Genomic DNA, 17503 nt, shown 5'->3' with positions numbered 1-17503 from the left:
TCTCAAGCTCCCATCCGGGCAAGCCGCGATCGGGGATCGATATATTCGTTGACCGACATGGCGAGCATGAAGAGGCCAAGGAAGAGGATCACCACGAAGAGCATCGGAAAGGCCACCCACCACCAGATGCCGGCGACCATGGCGGAATGGGCGTTCGCCCAATAGATCATGCCGCCGACCGTCGGCCGGTTGATGTCGGAGAAGCCGAGCACGGAGAGCGTCACTTCCAGGCCGATCGCCCAGATCAGGTTGTTCATCGTCGTGAAGAAGACGATCGGCATGACATAGGGAAGATGCTCGCGGATCAGGATCTGCGGCGTGCGCATGCCGGAGAAGACGGCATGGCGCGTAAATTCCCGATGGCGGAGCGAAAGCGCCACCGAGCGGATCAGCCGGCTGTCATGCGTCCAGCCGAGCAGGGCTGCGACGATCGCCAGCATCGACCATGTCATCTGGTCGCGCAGCACGAAAACCAGAAGAAGCAGGATCGGGATATTGGGCAGTGCGCCGAGCGTATCGTTGATGCCCATGATGATCTGGTCCGTGCGCCCGCCGATGTAGCCGGAGACCAGGCCGACGACGAGGGCGATGAGGCGGCTGATGACGGCAACGATGATGCCGAAGAGCAGCGTGTTACGCAGCGACGCGGCGATCTGCCAGAAGACGTCCTGACCGCGCGACGTCGTGCCGAACCAGAACTCGGCCGAGGGCGGCATGTCGGGGATCACGACATAGATGGCGTTCTCGTCATAGGGCGAAAAGAAGGAGGCGACGATCAGCCCGACGATGACCAGGATCAGGATCGTCCCGAACAGGAATTCGTGATTGTAGCGGAGCAGGTCTCTGAGGATCTTGAACATCGCAATTATCCCAGTTTCACGCGCGGATCGATCAGCGGGTAGATGATGTCGATCACGAAGACGGCGGAGGCGACAGCAATGATGGCGATCGTCGTGACACCGAGCACCAGGCTGTAGTCACCGGAATAGATGCCTGAAATCAGCAGCTTGCCGATGCCGGGGTAGTTGAAGACGAATTCGACGATGACGGCGCCGCCGAAAACGTTGCCGAGGCTGAGCGCCAGTCCCGTCACCTGCGGCAGCATGGCGTTGCGCGCCACATAGTGCGAAAAAATGCTGCGCGAACGCACCCCGCCAAGCTCGGCATAGACGACATGATCGTCGGTGACGATGTTGGAGACGAGCGAACGCATGGAGATGAACCAGCCGCCGATGCCGACGAGCACGAGCGTCAGCGCCGGCAGGATGCCGTGTTCGATGACCGAACTGATGAAGGCCCAGTTGAAGGCCGGCGCAAGATTGACCTGCGCGCCGTCGCTGATCGGCAGGATCGGCCAGATGAAGCCGAAGAGGATGACGAGGCTGAGGCCGATAATGTAGGTCGGGATCGGCTGCAGCGCCATGATGACGATGCCGGCCAGCTTGAGCAGCCGGCTGTTGCGGAAATAGCCGGCAAGGGCGCCAAGCAGGTTGCCGATAATCCAGGCGATGATGGTTGCGAGCGTCAAAAGGCCGACGGTCCAGGGCAAGGCGCGGCCGATGACGGTCATGACCGGCGTCGGGAAGGACGACAGCGACGGACCGAAATCACCGGTCAGCACCCGCCCCCAGAAGGTAAAATACTGGTCGAGGAGGGGGCCGCCCGTTCCGTAGAGTTCCCGCAGCGACTGGCGCAGGATTTCGACCGCCTGCGGATCGGTCGAGCCGAAGCTCGTCAGAAGCGACACGGTCTGCTCCACCGGATCGACCGGCGAAAAATGCGCGATCAGGAACGCAAGCGTGATGCCGGTGAAGACGACGAAAAGGAACTGCAGGAAACGCTTGCCCGCATAGATCAGAAAGCCATTCATGGCATTCACCCTCCAAAAGCATGAGGGGAGCGGCCGGTTGCCCGGCCACTCCCCATATCGACGCGATCAGTTCTTGGGAGCGTCCGGATTGGCCTTCAGGCCCGTCACCATGTAGCGGATATTCGACCAGTTCGGCCCGGAGGCGGAATAGGGGTTTTCGGCGCTCGGATAATTGGTCCAGTAGGTCGTGTCGAACGGCGCGAACTTGTTGTAGGCCATCAGCGGGATCATCGGCATCTCCTCGACGGCGAGCTTCAGGAAATCCTGCCCGACCTTGACGACATCGGGAGAGTCGAAGGCGATCGACCGGTTTTTCGCAATGATCTGGTCGAGGCGCGGATCCTGCCAGCGTTGCAGGTTGCGCGGCGGCTGGATCTGGCCGAGCGGCTTGATGAATTCCGAATGATAGCTGTCCAGGAAGAAGGACAGATCCGGATGACCGCCCCAGGTCTCGATGCTCCAGTAGATCGCCGCTTCGAAATCGCCGGTGCTGAGGCGCTGGCCGTTGGTCGGGCCGGCAACATCGACCTTGGTGGCAATGCCGTTCTGGCTCCACTGCTGGGCAATGACCGTGCCGGCACGGGCAAGCGTGGGAATGGCATCGCCCTCGACCTGCAGGCGGATCGTAAACGGCGTGCCGTCAGGCTTCAGCCATTGATTGCCGCTCTTCTTGAAACCGGCCTTCTGCAGGAGTTCGGCTGCGGCCTGCACGTCCTGCTTCCACCAGCCGAAACCGAAGGTGCGCTGCAGCTGTTTCGGATCGGTCGGGATCTGGTCGCCCCATTGGCCGCGAACCATGGCGGCGATCTGGGTGGAGATATTGGGATCATAGGGCTTGATCTTGCGGCTGCCGGTATCAAGCTCGAAATTGGTGAGCCAGTCCTGCATCGGCGCATAATAATCGTCCGGCGCCGAACCGGTGGGCGGCGTGGCGAGCGCGGCGAGATTGGCCGCACCACGATAGGAACCGAGCGCCACGGCGCGGATATCGATCATCAGGGCGAGCGCCCAGCGCACATCCTTGTTGTCGAAGGGCGGCTTCTTGGTGTTCAGCAGCACGGACGGCAGGGTCGGATCCGGATGGGCGAAGGGGAAGCCCTTGAGCCATGCGGCAACGCTCTTGCTGTCGCGCATCATGGCGAACATGCCTTCCGGCGCCATGTCGTTGATGACGTCGAGATTGTGATTGCGCTGCTCGATGACCCGGGCTTCCGGATTGCCGGCGGCACGATAGACGACATATTTGACCTGCGGCGGCTCCTTGGCGGCCATGCCGATCGAGGTGCGCTGCCAGTCGTCGCGCAATTTCCAGATGGTCCAGTTACCGGCCTTGTCGTAGCTCTGCAGCACATAGGCGCTGAGCGAGACCGGCGGATTGTTCTTGAACGCCAGGGGATCGCCGGCCTTTTCGAAGACGTGCTTGGGCATGATCCAGGCGGCGTTCCAGCGCACGGTAAACAGCGTGTGGAAGCGCGAATTGGGCTTCTTCAGATGGAAGATCACCGTCTGCGGATCGGGGTTTTCCATGCTGGCGACATTGACGGTGAAGGGCGCGCTCCAGGACATGCCCGGATGGTCGATCTGCGTCTGGACCGTATAGACCACGTCGTCGCTGGTGAATTCGACGCCGTCGCTCCAATAGATGCCCTTGCGCAGCTTGACCGTCATTTGGGTGAAATCGGCATTATAGGCCGGCGGTTCGCTGGCCAGCGCATTCTGCCAGGCGTCAGGGCCGCCCTCCGGGTTGATGAACCACAGCGTGTCGGTCGTCAGCTGCTGCAGGCCGTTGACATTGGCCGCCCCGCCGCCGCCCGGCGCCCAGACGTTGAACCAGTCTGCATTCTGTTGCGGCGTGCCCTGAATGATCAGCGTTTCGTTACGCGGAATGCCGGCAATGAAATCCTGCGCGTAGGCAGGCAGAGCGGCGAGAGACAATAGGGCAATCATTGCAAATCTAGGGAACTTCATCGGGCGCTCCTCCTCCTTGGCCCGCAGGCGCGGGCGCTTCCCGTAGTCCGTTATCGATCGCGTTCCGGCGAAAGCGTCCGCATAGGGGTCAGACGACCCTTATGACTCCTCCGGACGTCCAGCTTCGCCTCAGCAGTTATCGACAATTTTTCACCTGACGGCAACAAGAAATTTTTAGAATGTCAAAAAACTCTCGCAATTTCGGCATTTTTTCCATCTTCCGGAAAGTGTCATTTTTTATATTATTGACAAAATGACCATTTCGCATAGCTTTTGCGACGAGCGCGGCACCCTCCCAAGACAGCCGCACCTCATCACCACATTGGTCGGTTGGCCTTCGGGAGGAGGCTGAGGCATGACCGTTCAAGAGGAAAGACGATGACGAGTTCCCATGACGTGACCATCAACGTTCACGCCGCAAGACCGACCGGACCCTACAAACCGTTGTGGAACTGGTTCGGTTATGACGAGCCGAACTACACATATTCGCCGCACGGAAAGAAGCTTCTGAAGGAGCTGACCGAGCTCAGCCCCGTCGCGCCGCGCATCCGCGCGCATAATCTTTTGACCAGCGGCGACGGCAAGCCGGCCCTGAAATGGGGTTCGACCAATGCCTATACAGAGGATGCAAACGGCAATCCGGTCTATGACTGGACCATCATCGACCAGATTTTCGACGCCTATGTCGAGGCCGGCAACGTCCCGCTGATCCAGATCGGCTTCACGCCCGAAGCGCTTTCCGATTTCGACGGTCCCTACAAGCATCATTGGGAGCCGGCCGACAAATATGCGACGATCACGACCGGCTGGACCGCGCCGCCGAAGGACCTGAAGAAATGGGGCGACCTGATCGAGGCCTGGGCACGGCATCTGGCCGATCGCTACGGCGAGGACGTCGTATCCTCCTGGCCGTGGGAAGTCTGGAACGAGCCTGACGGTCACTACTGGACCGGCACCATCCCGGAATTCTGCGCCATGTATGATGCGAGTGCCCGCGCCGTAAAGCGCGCCCTGCCGAAGGCACGCGTCGGCGGCCCGCACACGTGCGGAGCATTTGCCAACGAAAAGGCACAGACCTTTCTGCGCGCCTTCCTGCGCCATGTCGTCGAGAACAAGCCGCCGCTCGATTTCATCGCCTTCCACGCCAAAGGCAATCCCGTCATTTTCGACGGGCACGTCCGCATGGGCCTGCACAAACAGCTGCGCGACATCGAGACCAACCTTGCCATCATCAACGAGTTCCCGGAGCTTCGGCACCTGCCCGTCATCATCGGCGAATCCGATCCGGAAGGCTGCGCCGCCTGCTCGGCCCGTGTCCACCCGCAGAACGGCTACCGCAACGGCCCGCTCTACGGCGTCTATGTCGTCGAAAGCATGATCCGCACATACGAACTCTCGCGCCGCGCCAATATCGAAATCGAGGGCGCGGTGACCTGGGCCTTCCTCTTTGACGACCAGCCCTATTTCGACGGTTTCCGCGATCTCGCGACCAACGGCATCGACAAGGCCGTACTGAACGGCTTCCGCATGCTCGGCAAGCTCGGCGGCGAATGGCTGGAATCGGAGAGCGACTATCGCCGCGACATCGAGGACATCATGAGCCACGGCGTTCGCGACAAGCCCGACGTCAACGTCGTGGCGACGCGCGACGACAAGGGAGTCTCGGTTCTCGTCTGGCACTATCACGATGACGACGAGGCTGGCCCGGCCGCCAATGTCAGCCTTTCCATCGACGGATGGGGCAGCCGGCCGGCCTCGCTGAAACACTTCCGCATGGACGAGCAGCATTCCAACTCCTTCCGCGTCTGGAAGGAAATGGGCAAGCCGCAGGATATCGGGGGCGCCGACTACGCCCGGCTCGAAGCCTCAGGCAAACTCGCCGAGATCCGCAGCGAGGCATCGGTTTCCGTCAGGGACGGCAGGATCGGTCTCAACTTCACCCTGCCGCGTCAGGGCGTGTCTCTCCTGCGCCTGGACTGGTGAGACGGCAGGCCAAAGGGAGCGCAACCCTCCAAGTTGCGCTCCCTGATCCCCGAAGAGATCGGACAAGCGCCCTTCCCCTTGATCCCGCGCACCGCGACAGCCGTTCGCTGACGGAAAGATAGACCGTCCGCCGGCCGATCCACGCCTTTGCCGCACATGGCCTGTCGCGCGCCACATCGTAATGCGCCCTGACATACCGGCCTGTTCGCGGCCGCACCGGCAATGCCCCCCTGAACGCGGCGGCAATCTGCCCCGACAATCCACAGCCCTCACCTCGACATCTGCCATTCACGACAAAAAGGTTTACAGTCGACAACTGACATGTTAGCCATTCGATACTGACATGAAGGAGATTTATTGGTGACGGGGTTTGGTTTGTCGGTCGCGTTGGCGACGCCTTTTGAAGACGACGGCGCGATTGCCGCCGAGGTCATGCTCGCTCAGGCAAAGGGGAGCCTGGATTCGGGCTGCGCCAGCGTCACGCTGTTCGGAACGACCGGCGAAGGCGCCTCCATCGGCAGCCAGGAGCGGCAGCGCATCCTCGACACTTTCATCGCCGCCGGCATCCAGCCGCGGCAGATCGTCGTCGGCGTGCTGGTCGATGCCGCCGAAGATGCGGCGGAGCAGGTTTCGCAGGCCTTGTCGAAGGGCGTGCGCAATATCCTGCTTGCCCCACCCTCCTATTTCAAGAATGTGAGCGACGACGGCATCTTCGCCTGGTTTGCGGATGTGTTTGCGCGTGTGGGCGATACGGCGCGTGACGTGCTGGTTTATAACATTCCTTCAGTAACGATGGTCGCGTTGAGCGTCGATCTGGTCAGCCGTCTGCGAAAGGCCTTCCCCTCCGTCGTCACAGGCGTCAAGGATTCGTCCGGTGACTGGCCCTATACCGAAGCGCTGCTGCGCCAGCACGGCGACCTCATCATTCTGATCGGTGACGAGCGCCACCTCGCCAAGGGTGTGCGCATGGGCGGTCAGGGCGCGATTTCCGGCATGGCAAACTTCGCGCCGCACGAAGTCCGCGCCATGGCTGTCGATGGCCATGACGATCCGCGCGTCGAACACTTTGTCGCAGAGCTTCTCAAGCACCCCGTCACGCCAGCGGTGAAAGTCATGGTGTCAAAGATGACGGGCGATGATACATGGCTTGCGGTTCGCCCGCCCTTGACGTCGATCTCGGCTGACGGTCGGCGCGAGCTTACCCTTGCCTTTGACGCACTTTTCCGCACAAAGGCAGCGTAGCGCTTATGTACGAGGAGAGCCCGATGGATGGAGCCGACGAACAGCCGACGCTGAGAGAGAAAGCTTACGAGAGCTTTACCCGGCATCTGCTGGCGCGCGACGTCCGCCCCGGGCAATTCGTCTCCCAGCGCAGGCTGGTCGAACTGACCGGACTGACGCTCGGCGCCATCCGCGAACTCATTCCGCGGCTCGAAGCCGAGGGGCTCATCAAGACCGTGCCGCAGCGCGGTCTGCAGATTGCCCATATCGACCTCAATCTCATCCGCGAAGCCTTCCAGCTCCGGCTTTTTCTCGAAAAGGAAGCTGTCGGGATCTTCACGGAAACGGCAAGCGACGAGACCATTGCCGCACTTCTGAAGGAACATCGCGAGATCGTCGCGGCGATCGAAGGCGGCAATCATTCGCATGAACTGGAAGTCCACGCCCAGGCTGTGGACTGGGGCATGCATGACGCCTTTATCGATGCGTTGGGCAACACCATCATTTCCAACGCCTACCGCGTCAACTCGATCAAGATGCGTCTGATCAGCCAGGAGCGCTTTCGCATCGACGGGCGCGTCGGCCCGGTCATGGGCGAGCATCTTCGCGTGCTGGAGGCGATCGAACAAAGGAACGCGCAAGAGGCCGTCGATGCGCTTGCCGCACATATCAACCACGCACGAAGCCGTGCGCTGAGAATTTAGACCGACGCCTGCGGTGAGGAGATCGCAGGCCACACAGAGGAGGAGAACAGCATGTCATCATCATTCATTCGTCCGACGCGTCGAAACTTCCTGGCGGGTTCCGCAGCCATTGGTGCTGCCGGCCTGCTCGGCATCAAGCCCGCTTCGGCAGCCGTCGACTGGAAGCGCTTTGCCGGAACGACGCTCGAGGTCAACCTCGTCAAGAGCCCGCGCAGCGAAACGATCCTGAAATATCTGAGCGAATTCGAAGAGCTGACCGGCATCAAGGTCAATGCGGAGGCCACGCCCGAGCAGCAGCAGCGTCAGAAGACGACGATCGAACTCAGCTCGGGCAAGCCGAGCTTCGACGTCGTCCACCTCAGCTACCACGTCCAGAAGCGCCAGTTCGAAAAGGGCGGCTGGCTTGCCGATATCAGCGGCTTCGTCAAGGATCCGTCGCTGACCGACCCGTCGCTGGTCGAGAGCGACTTTGCCGAAGCCGGCCTTCAGTTCGCCAAGGATTCGCAAGGCGTGCTGCGCTCGCTTCCCTTCTCGGTGGACTACTGGATCGTCTACTGGAACAAGGAACTCTTCGAGAAGAAGGGCCTCTCCTACCCCTCGACCTTCGATGAGATGGTCAGTGCCGCCGAGGCGCTGACGGACCCGTCGTCCAATACCTACGGCTTCGTCGCCCGCGGCCTCAAGAATGCCAACGTCCCCGTCTGGACGACCCTGCTGCTCGGCTATGGCTCGACGCCTCTCGGCCCGGACGGAAAGCTGCGCACGACCTCGGACGAAGCTGTCGAAGCGGCAAAACTCTATCAGCGGCTGATGACGAAGGCCGCACCGGTCGGCGTTTCCGGATTCAACTGGGCGGAAGCGCAGTCGGCCTTCCTGCAGGGCAAGGTCGGCATGTGGCTCGACGGCGTCGGTTTTGCGCCGCCGATCGAGAACCCGGAAAAGTCGCGGGTTGTCGGCAAGGTCGGTTACGGCGTCATGCCGAAGGGGCCGAAGGCGCAGGCGGCCGCAACGACGGGCGACGGCATCGGCGTGACGGCGGCGAGCAAGAACAAGGAAGCAGCCTATCTCTTCTGCCAGTGGGTCATTTCCCACGATATGGGCGCGCGGCTGCTGCAGGCAGGTGCCGGCGTTCCGTTCCGCAACTCGGTTCTCGAGGACCCCAAGGTTCGCGAAGGCGTTACCATGCCGAGCAGCTGGGTCGATGCCGTCGCCGGCTCGGCAAAGGTTTCGCAGCTCGCGCTGCCGGTCATCATCCCGGTTACAGAGTTCCGCGACATCTACGGCGTCGGCCTGACCAACATGATCGGCGGCGCCGATCCGGCAGCGGAACTGAAGGCGGCAACGGCGCAGTTCGAACCGGTACTGGCCCGAAGCGAGGGATAATGGCATCCGTGAGCATGGACACCGCGCGGTCTGAAGACACCGCACATGGAAGGAGCAAGCCTGGAAGGCTTGCTCCGAACTACTGGCCCTTCGTTGTCCCGGCGCTGGTCGTCATCGCCGCGGTCATCGTATTTCCCTGGGTGTTCACGCTCTGGATGAGCGTGAACAGCTGGACCCTGGGCCAGCCGGTGGTTTTTGCCGGCCTGGACAATTACACCCGGCTGCTGGTGGACATGCGCTTCTGGGAGTCCTTGTGGCACACAGCGCTCTATACGCTGCTTGCCGTCGTTGCCCCGCTGTTTTTGGGCACGCTCGCCGCCCTGATCTTCGACGCGCAGTTTCCCTTCCGGGGATTGCTGCGCGGCGTCTTCGTCATGCCGATGATGGCGACACCCGTTGCCATCGCACTCGTGTGGACCATGATGTTCCATCCGCAGCTCGGCGTGCTGAATTACCTTCTGTCGCTTGTCGGCATCGGGCCGCAGGAATGGATCTACAACCAGAAAAGCGTCATCCCTTCGCTCGTGCTCGTCGAGACCTGGCAGTGGACGCCGCTGATCATGCTCATCGTCCTGGGCGGGCTCGCCGCCGTTCCGCGCGAGCCCTATGAAAGTGCCGAAATCGACGGGGCAAACGCCTGGCAGAAGTTCCGCTACCTGACCCTGCCGATGATCGCGCCCTTCCTGATGATCGGCGTCATCATCAGAAGCATCGATGCGGTGAAAAGCTTCGACATCATCTACGCGATGACGCAGGGCGGCCCCGGCACGGCGTCCGAAACGATCAACATCTACCTCTACAACACGGCCTTTTCCTACTACGACATCGGCTATGGATCGGCGATGGCGGTTGTCTTCTTCATCATCATCGTCGCGCTTTCCTTCGTGCTGATGATGGTCCGGCAGCGCGCCAACTGGTCCGACACGGAGACACGCTGATGAAACGCAAGACGATCGACCGTCTCGGGCTGCTGTTTGTCGCCCTCGTCATGGTCTCCCCGGTCATCCTGTTTTTCCTCTGGATGATTTCGCTCTCGCTCAAATATGAAATCGACAACGGCGCCTATCCGCCGATCTTCCTTCCCGAGCGTTTCGCATGGTCGAATTATGTGAAGGTGTTCGAGGAGAACAATTTCTTCCTCTATTTCTGGAACTCGATCCTCGTCACCGGTGGCGCAACCCTGCTTGCGCTGCTGATCGGCGTGCCCGCCGGCTACGGCATCGCGCGGCTGAAGGCCGAACGCTCTGCCATGGTCATCATGATCGCGCGCATGACACCCGGCCTGTCCTTCCTCATTCCCCTGTTCCTGCTGTTCCAGTGGCTCAACCTGCTCGGCACGCTCTGGCCGCAGATCATCATCCACCTCGTCGTGACCGTGCCGATCGTCGTCTGGATCATGATCGGCTATTTCGAGACGACGCCGATGGAGCTTGAGGAGGCAGCCAGCATCGACGGGGCGACGTCCTGGCAGGTATTCCGTCTGGTGGCGCTGCCGATCGCCAGGCCCGGCATCGTCGTCGCCTTCATCCTCTCCGTCATCTTCTCCTGGAACAACTTCGTCTTCGGCATCGTGCTTGCGAGCCGCGAAACCAGAACCCTGCCCGTGGCCGTCTACAACATGCTGTCCTTCGAGCAGGTCAGCTGGGGGCCGCTCGCCGCAGCCGCGCTCATCGTCACCCTGCCCGTGCTGGTGCTGACGATGTTTGCGCAAAAGCAGATCGTGGCCGGCCTGACGGCTGGTGCCGTCAAGGGCGGCTGACGCGGGCACTGAAAGGACCATCAACATGGCAAATGTGAATATTCGAAACGTCCAGAAGCGCTTTGGTGCCATCAACGTCATCAGGGACATCAGCGTCGATATTGCCGACGGCGAATTCGTCGTGCTCGTCGGCCCGTCCGGCTGCGGCAAGTCCACCCTGCTGCGCATGATCGCCGGCCTTGAAGAAATGAGCGACGGCGAAATCCGGATCGGTACTCGTGACGTCAGCAACCTGCGGGCGCGCGACCGCGATATCGCGATGGTTTTCCAGAACTATGCGCTCTATCCGCATATGAGCGTCGCCGACAATATGGGCTTTGCCCTGAAGCTGAAGAAGGCCGATGCTTCGGAGATTTCCGAGCGTGTCAACAAGGCCGCCAACATTCTCGGCCTCGAAAAGCTGCTCGACCGCTATCCGAAGCAGCTTTCGGGCGGTCAGCGTCAGCGCGTGGCCATGGGCCGGGCGCTGGTGCGCGATCCGCAGGTCTTCCTGTTCGACGAGCCGCTTTCCAATCTCGACGCCAAACTGCGCGTGCAGATGCGCGCCGAAATCAAATCGCTGCATCAGCGCATCAAGACCACCACGATCTATGTCACCCATGACCAGATCGAGGCAATGACGATGGCCGACAAGATCGTCGTTCTGCACGATGGCGTCATCGAACAGGTCGGCGCGCCGCTGGAACTCTATGACCGCCCCGCCAATCTCTTCGTCGCCGGCTTTATCGGCTCGCCCTCGATGAACTTCATCGACGGCAAGATCGAGGAGGGCGTGTTCCGCACGCAGAAGGGCCTCGTCCTGCCGCTGCCGGAAAACATCAAGAGCGCACCGCCCGCAGGTGAGCTCGTCTACGGCATCCGTCCCGAACATATCCGCGCCGGCCAGGGCGGAATTGCCGGCCGCGCCGAGATCGTCGAGGGAACCGGATCGGAAATCTTCGCCAAGCTCGACTGCGGCGGCGAAGAGATTTCCTGCCTCTTCCGCGAACGGCTGGCGATTGCTTATGGCGATACCGTCTCGATCTCCATCGATCCGGCAAGTGTGCACCTGTTCGACAAGTCGACTGGCCGGCGCATTTGAACACGACTTTTCCCGATCCGGACCGCAGGCAGCGCCATGTGCTGTGCGTCGGCGCGGCCGTGCTCGACACGCTGTTTCGTGTCCGCACGATTCCGCAGGCGCCGGGCAAGGTCCTGCCTCATGAGATGCTGCAGGTGGCCGAGGGCATGGCGTCCAGCGCGGCCTATGCGATTGTCCGCCTCGGGGGCCTGGCAAGCCTGTGGGGCGCCGTCGGCGGCGATCAGGCCGGCCAGCAGATCCTGTCGGAACTGGAACAGGCCGGTATCGATGTCAGCGGCAGCGCACGGGTGGTCGGCGCCCGCTCGGCCGTTTCGTCGATCCTCATCGACGACGATGGGGAAAGGCTGATCATCCCCTTCTACGATCCACGCCTGCATGAAGATGTCAGGACGGTCACGGCCGGCGATCTCGCGGCATTCGATGCCGTCATGGTCGACGTGCGCTGGCCGGCTCTCGCCCTCAAGGTCCTTCAGGCTGCGCGGGCGGCGGGAAAGCCTGCGATCCTCGACGGAGATGTCGCTCCGCCTGATATCATCGATATGCTGGCGAGACATGCCGACCATATCATCTTTTCGGAGCCGGCCGCCTGCAGCCTTTCGCAGGTCGACGATCCGGCCGGCATGGTGCCGTTCCTCAAAAGGCAATATCCGCAGGCATTGGTCGTCGTCACGGCCGGAGAGCGGGGCAGCTACTGGTGGAACGACGAAACCGCAGGCGTCGCGCATGTGCCCGCATTTCGGGTCAGGACGGTCGATACGCTCGCGGCCGGAGACATTTTCCACGGCGCCTATGCGCTGGCGATCACAGAGGGATTGGCGACCGATGCCGCCATCCGGATGGCCTCTGCCGCCGCCGCATTGAAATGCAGCACCTTCGGCGGGAGGCTTGGCGCGCCGGAACGCGCCGCGGTCATGGCCCTCCTTGGCGAGGGAACGCATGGCCCGCTGGCGTCGGCCGGTACGATCGCCGGCCCACCCGGTTAGGCCGTCAGTTTTCGCTCACATAGGCAAGATAACGCTTCTTGCTGGGCTGCAGGTGATCGACGCAGAGCTGTGCGAGGACCCAATTGTCCCTGCCCTTCAGCATCTCGATCATCAGCCGGTGATGCTCGTGCGAGATGCGCAGCGATTCCTTGCTGGACATGGAGTTGGCGCGCACCGGCAGGCTGAGGCGCATGTAAAGCTCGATCGACTGGACGAGATGGGAATTGCCGCAAGCGCTGAACAGCGTCAGGTGAAACTTGTCGTTCGTCTCGTGTACGCCGCGCAGGTAGCCGGATTCGACGTGCCGGCCGTGCTCCTCGTGCAGCGCCGTCAGCTCGGCGATCAATTCGTCGGGCGCGGGCAAGGGAATCCAGAGGGCGGCCTGACGCTGCAGCAACTCGCGCACGTCGTAGATTTCCTGCACCTGCCGCGGGGTCAGGGAGCGCACGGTCGCCCCCTTGTTGCGCTCGCGCACGACGATGCCCATCGTCTCCAGCTGGACGATCGCCTGGCGGGCGAAATGGCGGGTGACGTGGAAGCGCGCCAGCAGCGTATCTTCGGTGAGCCGCGTGCCGGGCGCCAGCCGCCCGAAGATGATGTCTTCCTCGAGCGCACGCGCGATGCTCAAATCGTCGTGTTCGATCTCGTCCTCTCTGATATCGTCAAGCGTCTGCATCCATAATCCTCCGGCGGCAAGCCATCTTATCGCGGTTTGTGTCGAGCGTCGAACCGGCTCAGCCGGTAGATGTCCTCGACCAGCGCCAGCGTCCTGATATTGTCGGCAGGCATCGTCTCCATCACCACACGGCCATCCAGCCCGTCGAGGAAATGGGCAATCGTTGCGTCATAGGCGCCTTGATAGACGGCATCCGCATCGAACTCTTCCTCGCGCTCGGCCCGGCCCCTGGCCGACAGACGGCTTCCATACAATTCCAGCGTCGCCTGCGTCCCGAATATCCGCAGATGATCGCGCGGCGCCGGCGGCGCGCCATGCACCGCCAGATTGGCGTTTACAGTGACGATTGCCCCGTCGTCCAGACGGCGCAGCACGACCGAAGCCACATCTTCTGCAACGATATCGTCATTGCTGCGTTCGAGCCGTGCGGCCACCACCTCCAGTTCGCCAAGCAGATAACGCAGCGTATCGAGATGATGGATCATCACCTCCATGACGAGCAGGCGCTGCTGCCTGCGAAAAAACGGCTGGCGGACGAGCGCCGGCCTGTTGCCCTCGGCATCGGCAATCATGCCGCTCGAGAAGAATTCGAACTGGACCTGCCTGATATCGCCGGCAATACCCTCCTCCAGCCAGGCCTTCAGCCGGCGGTAATAGGCGCGAAACCGCCAGTTCTCGTGCACCATCAGGCGGATCGCTTCCGGCAGCTCCGCAACGAGCGCCGCCGCCTGATCGTAGTCCGGTGCCAGCGGCTTCTGGCAGAGAATATCGAGACCCCTTTGCGCCGCCAGCCGGACCAGCTCGACGTGAACCTCACGCGGCGCGCAGATATCGACCGCATCGAGCGCTTCTTCCGCCAGCATCGCTTCTGCGCTCGCATAAGTCCTGGCAATGCCGAAGGCCCTGCTTCTGGCCGCGCGCGCCTGCGCGGCCGGATCGGCGATCGCCACGACCTCGGCGCGCGCCGACTGCTTCATCCAGGCAGGCAGGTGATATTCGCTGACCCAGCCGGCGCCGATAATTCCCACCCGCCTTCGTTTGATCTCTGCCATGACTGCTCCCGTCTCATTTTATCGATAATTTAAACGTCGCCAGTAGAAATGCCAATGCGTTTCAGCGACCAAAAAACGAAGATATGTCGAATTATCTTAGATTTTCTGCTGTTCACCCCTTCAAGTGCAGCGATAGGCAAGAGTGTCGACACATCTTCTTTATTGACAATCTTGCATATCCCACTAGGCTTGAGCTCAATTTAAGGGATAAGGGAGGAACAATGTCGAGCGGTCTTCGTCGCAAGCTGACGAGTTACGGCGATCAGGGTTTTTCCCTTTTCCTCAGAAAGGCCTTCATCAAGGCGATGGGCTATTCGGATGACGCCCTCGATCGGCCGATCGTGGGCATTGCCAATACCTATAGCGATTTCAATCCGTGCCACGGCAATGTTCCGCAGCTGATCGAAGCCGCCAAGCGCGGCGTCATGCTGGCCGGCGCCATGCCGATGGTCTTCCCGACCATGTCCATTCACGAGAGCTTTGCCTCGCCGACCTCGATGTACCTGCGCAATCTGATGGCGATGGAGACCGAGGAGATGATCCGCGCCCAGCCGATGGATGCCGTGATCCTGATCGGCGGCTGCGACAAGACATTGCCGGCACAGATCATGGCGGCGGCCAGCAGCGAGATCCCGGCGATCTTCCTGCCGACCGGGCCGATGGCCGTCGGCCATCACAAGGGCGAACGGCTGGGCGCCTGCACCGATTGCCGCCGTTTCTGGGGCCGCTTCCGCGCCGGCGAAATCGACGAGGCGGAAATTACCGACGTCAACAACAAGCTCGCAAGCTCGGTCGGCACCTGTACTGTCATGGGCACAGCCAGCACCATGGCCAACCTGACCGAGGTGATGGGGCTCTGCCTGCCGCGGGCAGGATCGGCACCTGCTGCCGAATCCGAGCGGGTGCGGCTTGCCGAAGAGACCGGCCGCGTCGCCGCCGGGCTCGCCGCCAAGGAAGATGCGCCGACCGTGCGCGATATCCTCACACCCGCCGCCATCCGCAACGGCCTCGTCGCGCTGCAGGCAATGGGCGGCTCGACCAATGCCGTCGTCCATCTTGCCGCCATTACCGGGCGGCTCGGCCTTCGCCTCGACATGGCCGAGCTCGACAGGCTCGGCAAGATCATCCCGCTGCTTGTCGATCTGCAGCCCTCCGGCCAGCACTATATGGAGCAGTTCCATGAGGCCGGCGGCGTGCAGGCGCTCCTGAAGGCGGTGCGCCACGAGATCGACGGCAGTCAGCGGACGATCTACGGCAAGACGATCGGCGAGGTGATCGACGCGGCTCCCGATGAGCCCGGCCAGACCATCATCCGCACCGTGGAAAAGCCGCTGAAGCCGATCGGCACAATTGCCGTCCTCCACGGCAATCTGGCGCCGCGCGGCGCCGTCATCAAGCAATCGGCGGCATCGAAGGATCTGCTGCAGCATGAAGGGCGAGCGGTGGTCTTCGATTCTGTCGAGGACATGGCCCTGCGGATCGATCGCGACGACCTCGACGTCAGCCCGGACGACGTTCTCGTGCTGCGCAATGCCGGCCCCAGGGGCGCGCCGGGCATGCCGGAAGCCGGCTATCTGCCGATCCCGCGCAAGCTTGCACGGCAGGGCGTGAAGGACATGGTGCGCATCTCTGATGCCCGCATGAGCGGCACCGCCTTCGGGACGATCGTGCTGCATATCGCCCCGGAAGCAGCGGCGGGCGGACCGCTGGCGATCGTCAGAACCGGAGACCGAATTCGCCTCGACGTCCGGGAAAGACGCATAGACCTTGCCATCGACCCGGCCGAATTCGACCGGCGTGTGGCCGAGCTTGGAAAAGTACCGGCCGCCGAGCCGGCACGCGGTTATGCCAAGCTCTATCATACGCGTGTGCTGCAGGCCGACGAAGGCGTCGATTTCGATTTCCTCCAGCATGAGGAGTTGGAAGGGAAATGAGCCTCGCGGACAATGAAGCGCCACTCTGCCTGCCGCGCCTGCCGCTGGCGCGTCTTCCCGCAAAGCCGCTGCCACAGGGCACGATCGATACGCATTTCCATGTCTTCCGGTCGGGCGCGCCGCTCAACACGCCCCGCAGCTATACGCCCCGGATCGCGACGACCGCTGACTGGATTGCCTTCGCCGACAGGCTCGGCATCGCCAGGGGCATCCTCGTGCAGCCGAGCGTCTACGGCCTTGACAACCGGGTTCTGATCGAGGCCCTGGCCGCCTTCCCGGAGCGCCTGCGCGGTATCGTCGTCATCGAACCCGAAACAGGCTCCGACGAGATCGCCCGGCTGGATCTGCTCGGCGTGCGCGGCGTTCGCATCAACACCCGCAACAAGGGCGGCTTGCCGCTGGCGGCCGCCGAGAGGCTTGCGGCAGCGATCCGCGATTTCGGCTGGTCGCTGCAGCTTCAGGTCAGCCCGGACCAGATCGACGATCTTGCCGGACGGCTGCCGTCTCTCGGCATCCGCTTCGTGATCGATCATCTGGGTTTCATACCGCTCGCCGACGGCGCATGGCGCCAGCACCTTCCGGCGCTGCAGCGGCTCGCCGATCATCCCGGCGGCTATATCAAGCTGACGGCTCCCTATCGGCTGACGCGTGAGCCCGGCTATGCCGGCTTTGCCGAAGTGGTGCGCGCGCTTGCGGCCAGCCATCCGGAAAAACTGCTCTGGGGCAGCGACTGGCCGCATACCGAGCTCTGGAACGACATGCCCGACGATGCCGACCTGATCGACGGCATGCAGGAGGCGATCGGCGAGGCCGCGCTTGCCCGCAGGATTTTTATCGAAAATGCCGAAACGCTGTTCTTCGGCCGCTGAGCGCGAAGGCGGCCGAAAAG

The 17503-nt window shown here is 62.2% G+C and carries 15 protein-coding genes; 10 read left to right on the top strand and 5 right to left on the bottom strand.

Translation table 11 applies throughout. The annotated features are described in order from the left end of the window. Positions 1-2: 2 nt before the first annotated feature. From ACFPWW_RS19825 to ACFPWW_RS19815, 3 genes are all read right to left on the bottom strand, one after another. Positions 3-860, bottom strand: coding sequence for an ABC transporter permease (locus ACFPWW_RS19825; RefSeq protein WP_112571140.1), 858 nt, complete (start codon positions 858-860; stop codon positions 3-5). A gap of 5 nt (positions 861-865) precedes the next feature. After that, positions 866-1870 carry an ABC transporter permease gene (locus ACFPWW_RS19820; protein WP_112571142.1) on the bottom strand — a complete coding sequence of 335 codons (1005 nt, stop codon included), beginning with the start codon at positions 1868-1870 and terminating at the stop codon, positions 866-868. 66 nt (positions 1871-1936) lie between these two features. Further along, positions 1937-3838 carry an ABC transporter substrate-binding protein gene (locus ACFPWW_RS19815; protein WP_112571144.1) on the bottom strand — a complete coding sequence of 634 codons (1902 nt, stop codon included), beginning with the start codon at positions 3836-3838 and terminating at the stop codon, positions 1937-1939. Between the two features lie 378 nt (positions 3839-4216). On the opposite strand from ACFPWW_RS19815, the gene ACFPWW_RS19810 reads away from it, so the two are divergent. The 8 genes from ACFPWW_RS19810 to ACFPWW_RS19775 all read left to right on the top strand — a co-directional run bounded on the left by ACFPWW_RS19810 (position 4217) and on the right by ACFPWW_RS19775 (position 12952). Continuing rightward, positions 4217-5821: a GH39 family glycosyl hydrolase gene (locus ACFPWW_RS19810; protein WP_377313020.1), complete on the top strand. Its 1605-nt coding sequence runs from the start codon at positions 4217-4219 to the stop codon at positions 5819-5821. Between the two features lie 357 nt (positions 5822-6178). After that, complete coding sequence (locus tag ACFPWW_RS19805; RefSeq protein WP_377313019.1) at positions 6179-7063, top strand: dihydrodipicolinate synthase family protein; 885 nt, start codon at positions 6179-6181, stop codon at positions 7061-7063. A gap of 23 nt (positions 7064-7086) precedes the next feature. After that, the gene (locus ACFPWW_RS19800; protein WP_112571150.1) at positions 7087-7746 is read left to right on the top strand and encodes a GntR family transcriptional regulator; all 660 of its coding nucleotides are present in this window, start codon (positions 7087-7089) and stop codon (positions 7744-7746) included. Positions 7747-7797: 51 nt separating this feature from the next. Continuing rightward, positions 7798-9129 carry an ABC transporter substrate-binding protein gene (locus ACFPWW_RS19795; RefSeq protein WP_112703054.1) on the top strand — a complete coding sequence of 444 codons (1332 nt, stop codon included), beginning with the start codon at positions 7798-7800 and terminating at the stop codon, positions 9127-9129. Continuing rightward, entirely contained in the window at positions 9129-10067 is a 939-nt protein-coding gene (locus ACFPWW_RS19790; protein ID WP_112571154.1) for a carbohydrate ABC transporter permease, read from the top strand. Before ACFPWW_RS19795 ends, ACFPWW_RS19790 begins: the two co-directional genes overlap by 1 nt. After that, entirely contained in the window at positions 10067-10888 is an 822-nt protein-coding gene (locus ACFPWW_RS19785) for a carbohydrate ABC transporter permease (protein WP_377313018.1), read from the top strand. Before ACFPWW_RS19790 ends, ACFPWW_RS19785 begins: the two co-directional genes overlap by 1 nt. Positions 10889-10913: 25 nt before the next feature. Beyond that, a complete protein-coding gene (locus ACFPWW_RS19780; protein WP_377313017.1) occupies positions 10914-11969 on the top strand; it encodes an ABC transporter ATP-binding protein in 1056 nt (351 codons plus the stop codon). Further along, on the top strand, positions 11966-12952 hold the full coding sequence (locus ACFPWW_RS19775; protein ID WP_377313016.1) for a PfkB family carbohydrate kinase: 987 nt from the start codon (positions 11966-11968) through the stop codon (positions 12950-12952). Before ACFPWW_RS19780 ends, ACFPWW_RS19775 begins: the two co-directional genes overlap by 4 nt. A gap of 4 nt (positions 12953-12956) precedes the next feature. On the opposite strand, the gene ACFPWW_RS19770 is transcribed toward ACFPWW_RS19775, so the two are convergent. After that, on the bottom strand, positions 12957-13628 hold the full coding sequence (locus ACFPWW_RS19770) for a GntR family transcriptional regulator (RefSeq protein WP_112703051.1): 672 nt from the start codon (positions 13626-13628) through the stop codon (positions 12957-12959). A 26-nt stretch (positions 13629-13654) separates the two neighbouring features. After that, complete coding sequence (locus tag ACFPWW_RS19765; RefSeq protein WP_112571164.1) at positions 13655-14680, bottom strand: Gfo/Idh/MocA family protein; 1026 nt, start codon at positions 14678-14680, stop codon at positions 13655-13657. 221 nt (positions 14681-14901) lie between these two features. On the opposite strand from ACFPWW_RS19765, the gene ACFPWW_RS19760 reads away from it, so the two are divergent. Both ACFPWW_RS19760 and ACFPWW_RS19755 read left to right on the top strand, forming a co-directional pair. Beyond that, positions 14902-16614, top strand: coding sequence for an IlvD/Edd family dehydratase (locus ACFPWW_RS19760; RefSeq protein WP_377313015.1), 1713 nt, complete (start codon positions 14902-14904; stop codon positions 16612-16614). Continuing rightward, positions 16611-17483, top strand: coding sequence for an amidohydrolase family protein (locus ACFPWW_RS19755; RefSeq protein ID WP_377313014.1), 873 nt, complete (start codon positions 16611-16613; stop codon positions 17481-17483). The genes ACFPWW_RS19760 and ACFPWW_RS19755 overlap by 4 nt, the downstream gene beginning before the upstream one ends. Positions 17484-17503 lie beyond the last annotated feature (20 nt).

The organism is Rhizobium sp. GCM10022189, assembly GCF_042656325.1.
GTDB lineage: Bacteria > Pseudomonadota > Alphaproteobacteria > Rhizobiales > Rhizobiaceae > Rhizobium.
The sequence above is the reverse complement of the archived record's forward strand: the minus strand, read 5'-3'. Positions and strand labels throughout refer to the sequence as shown.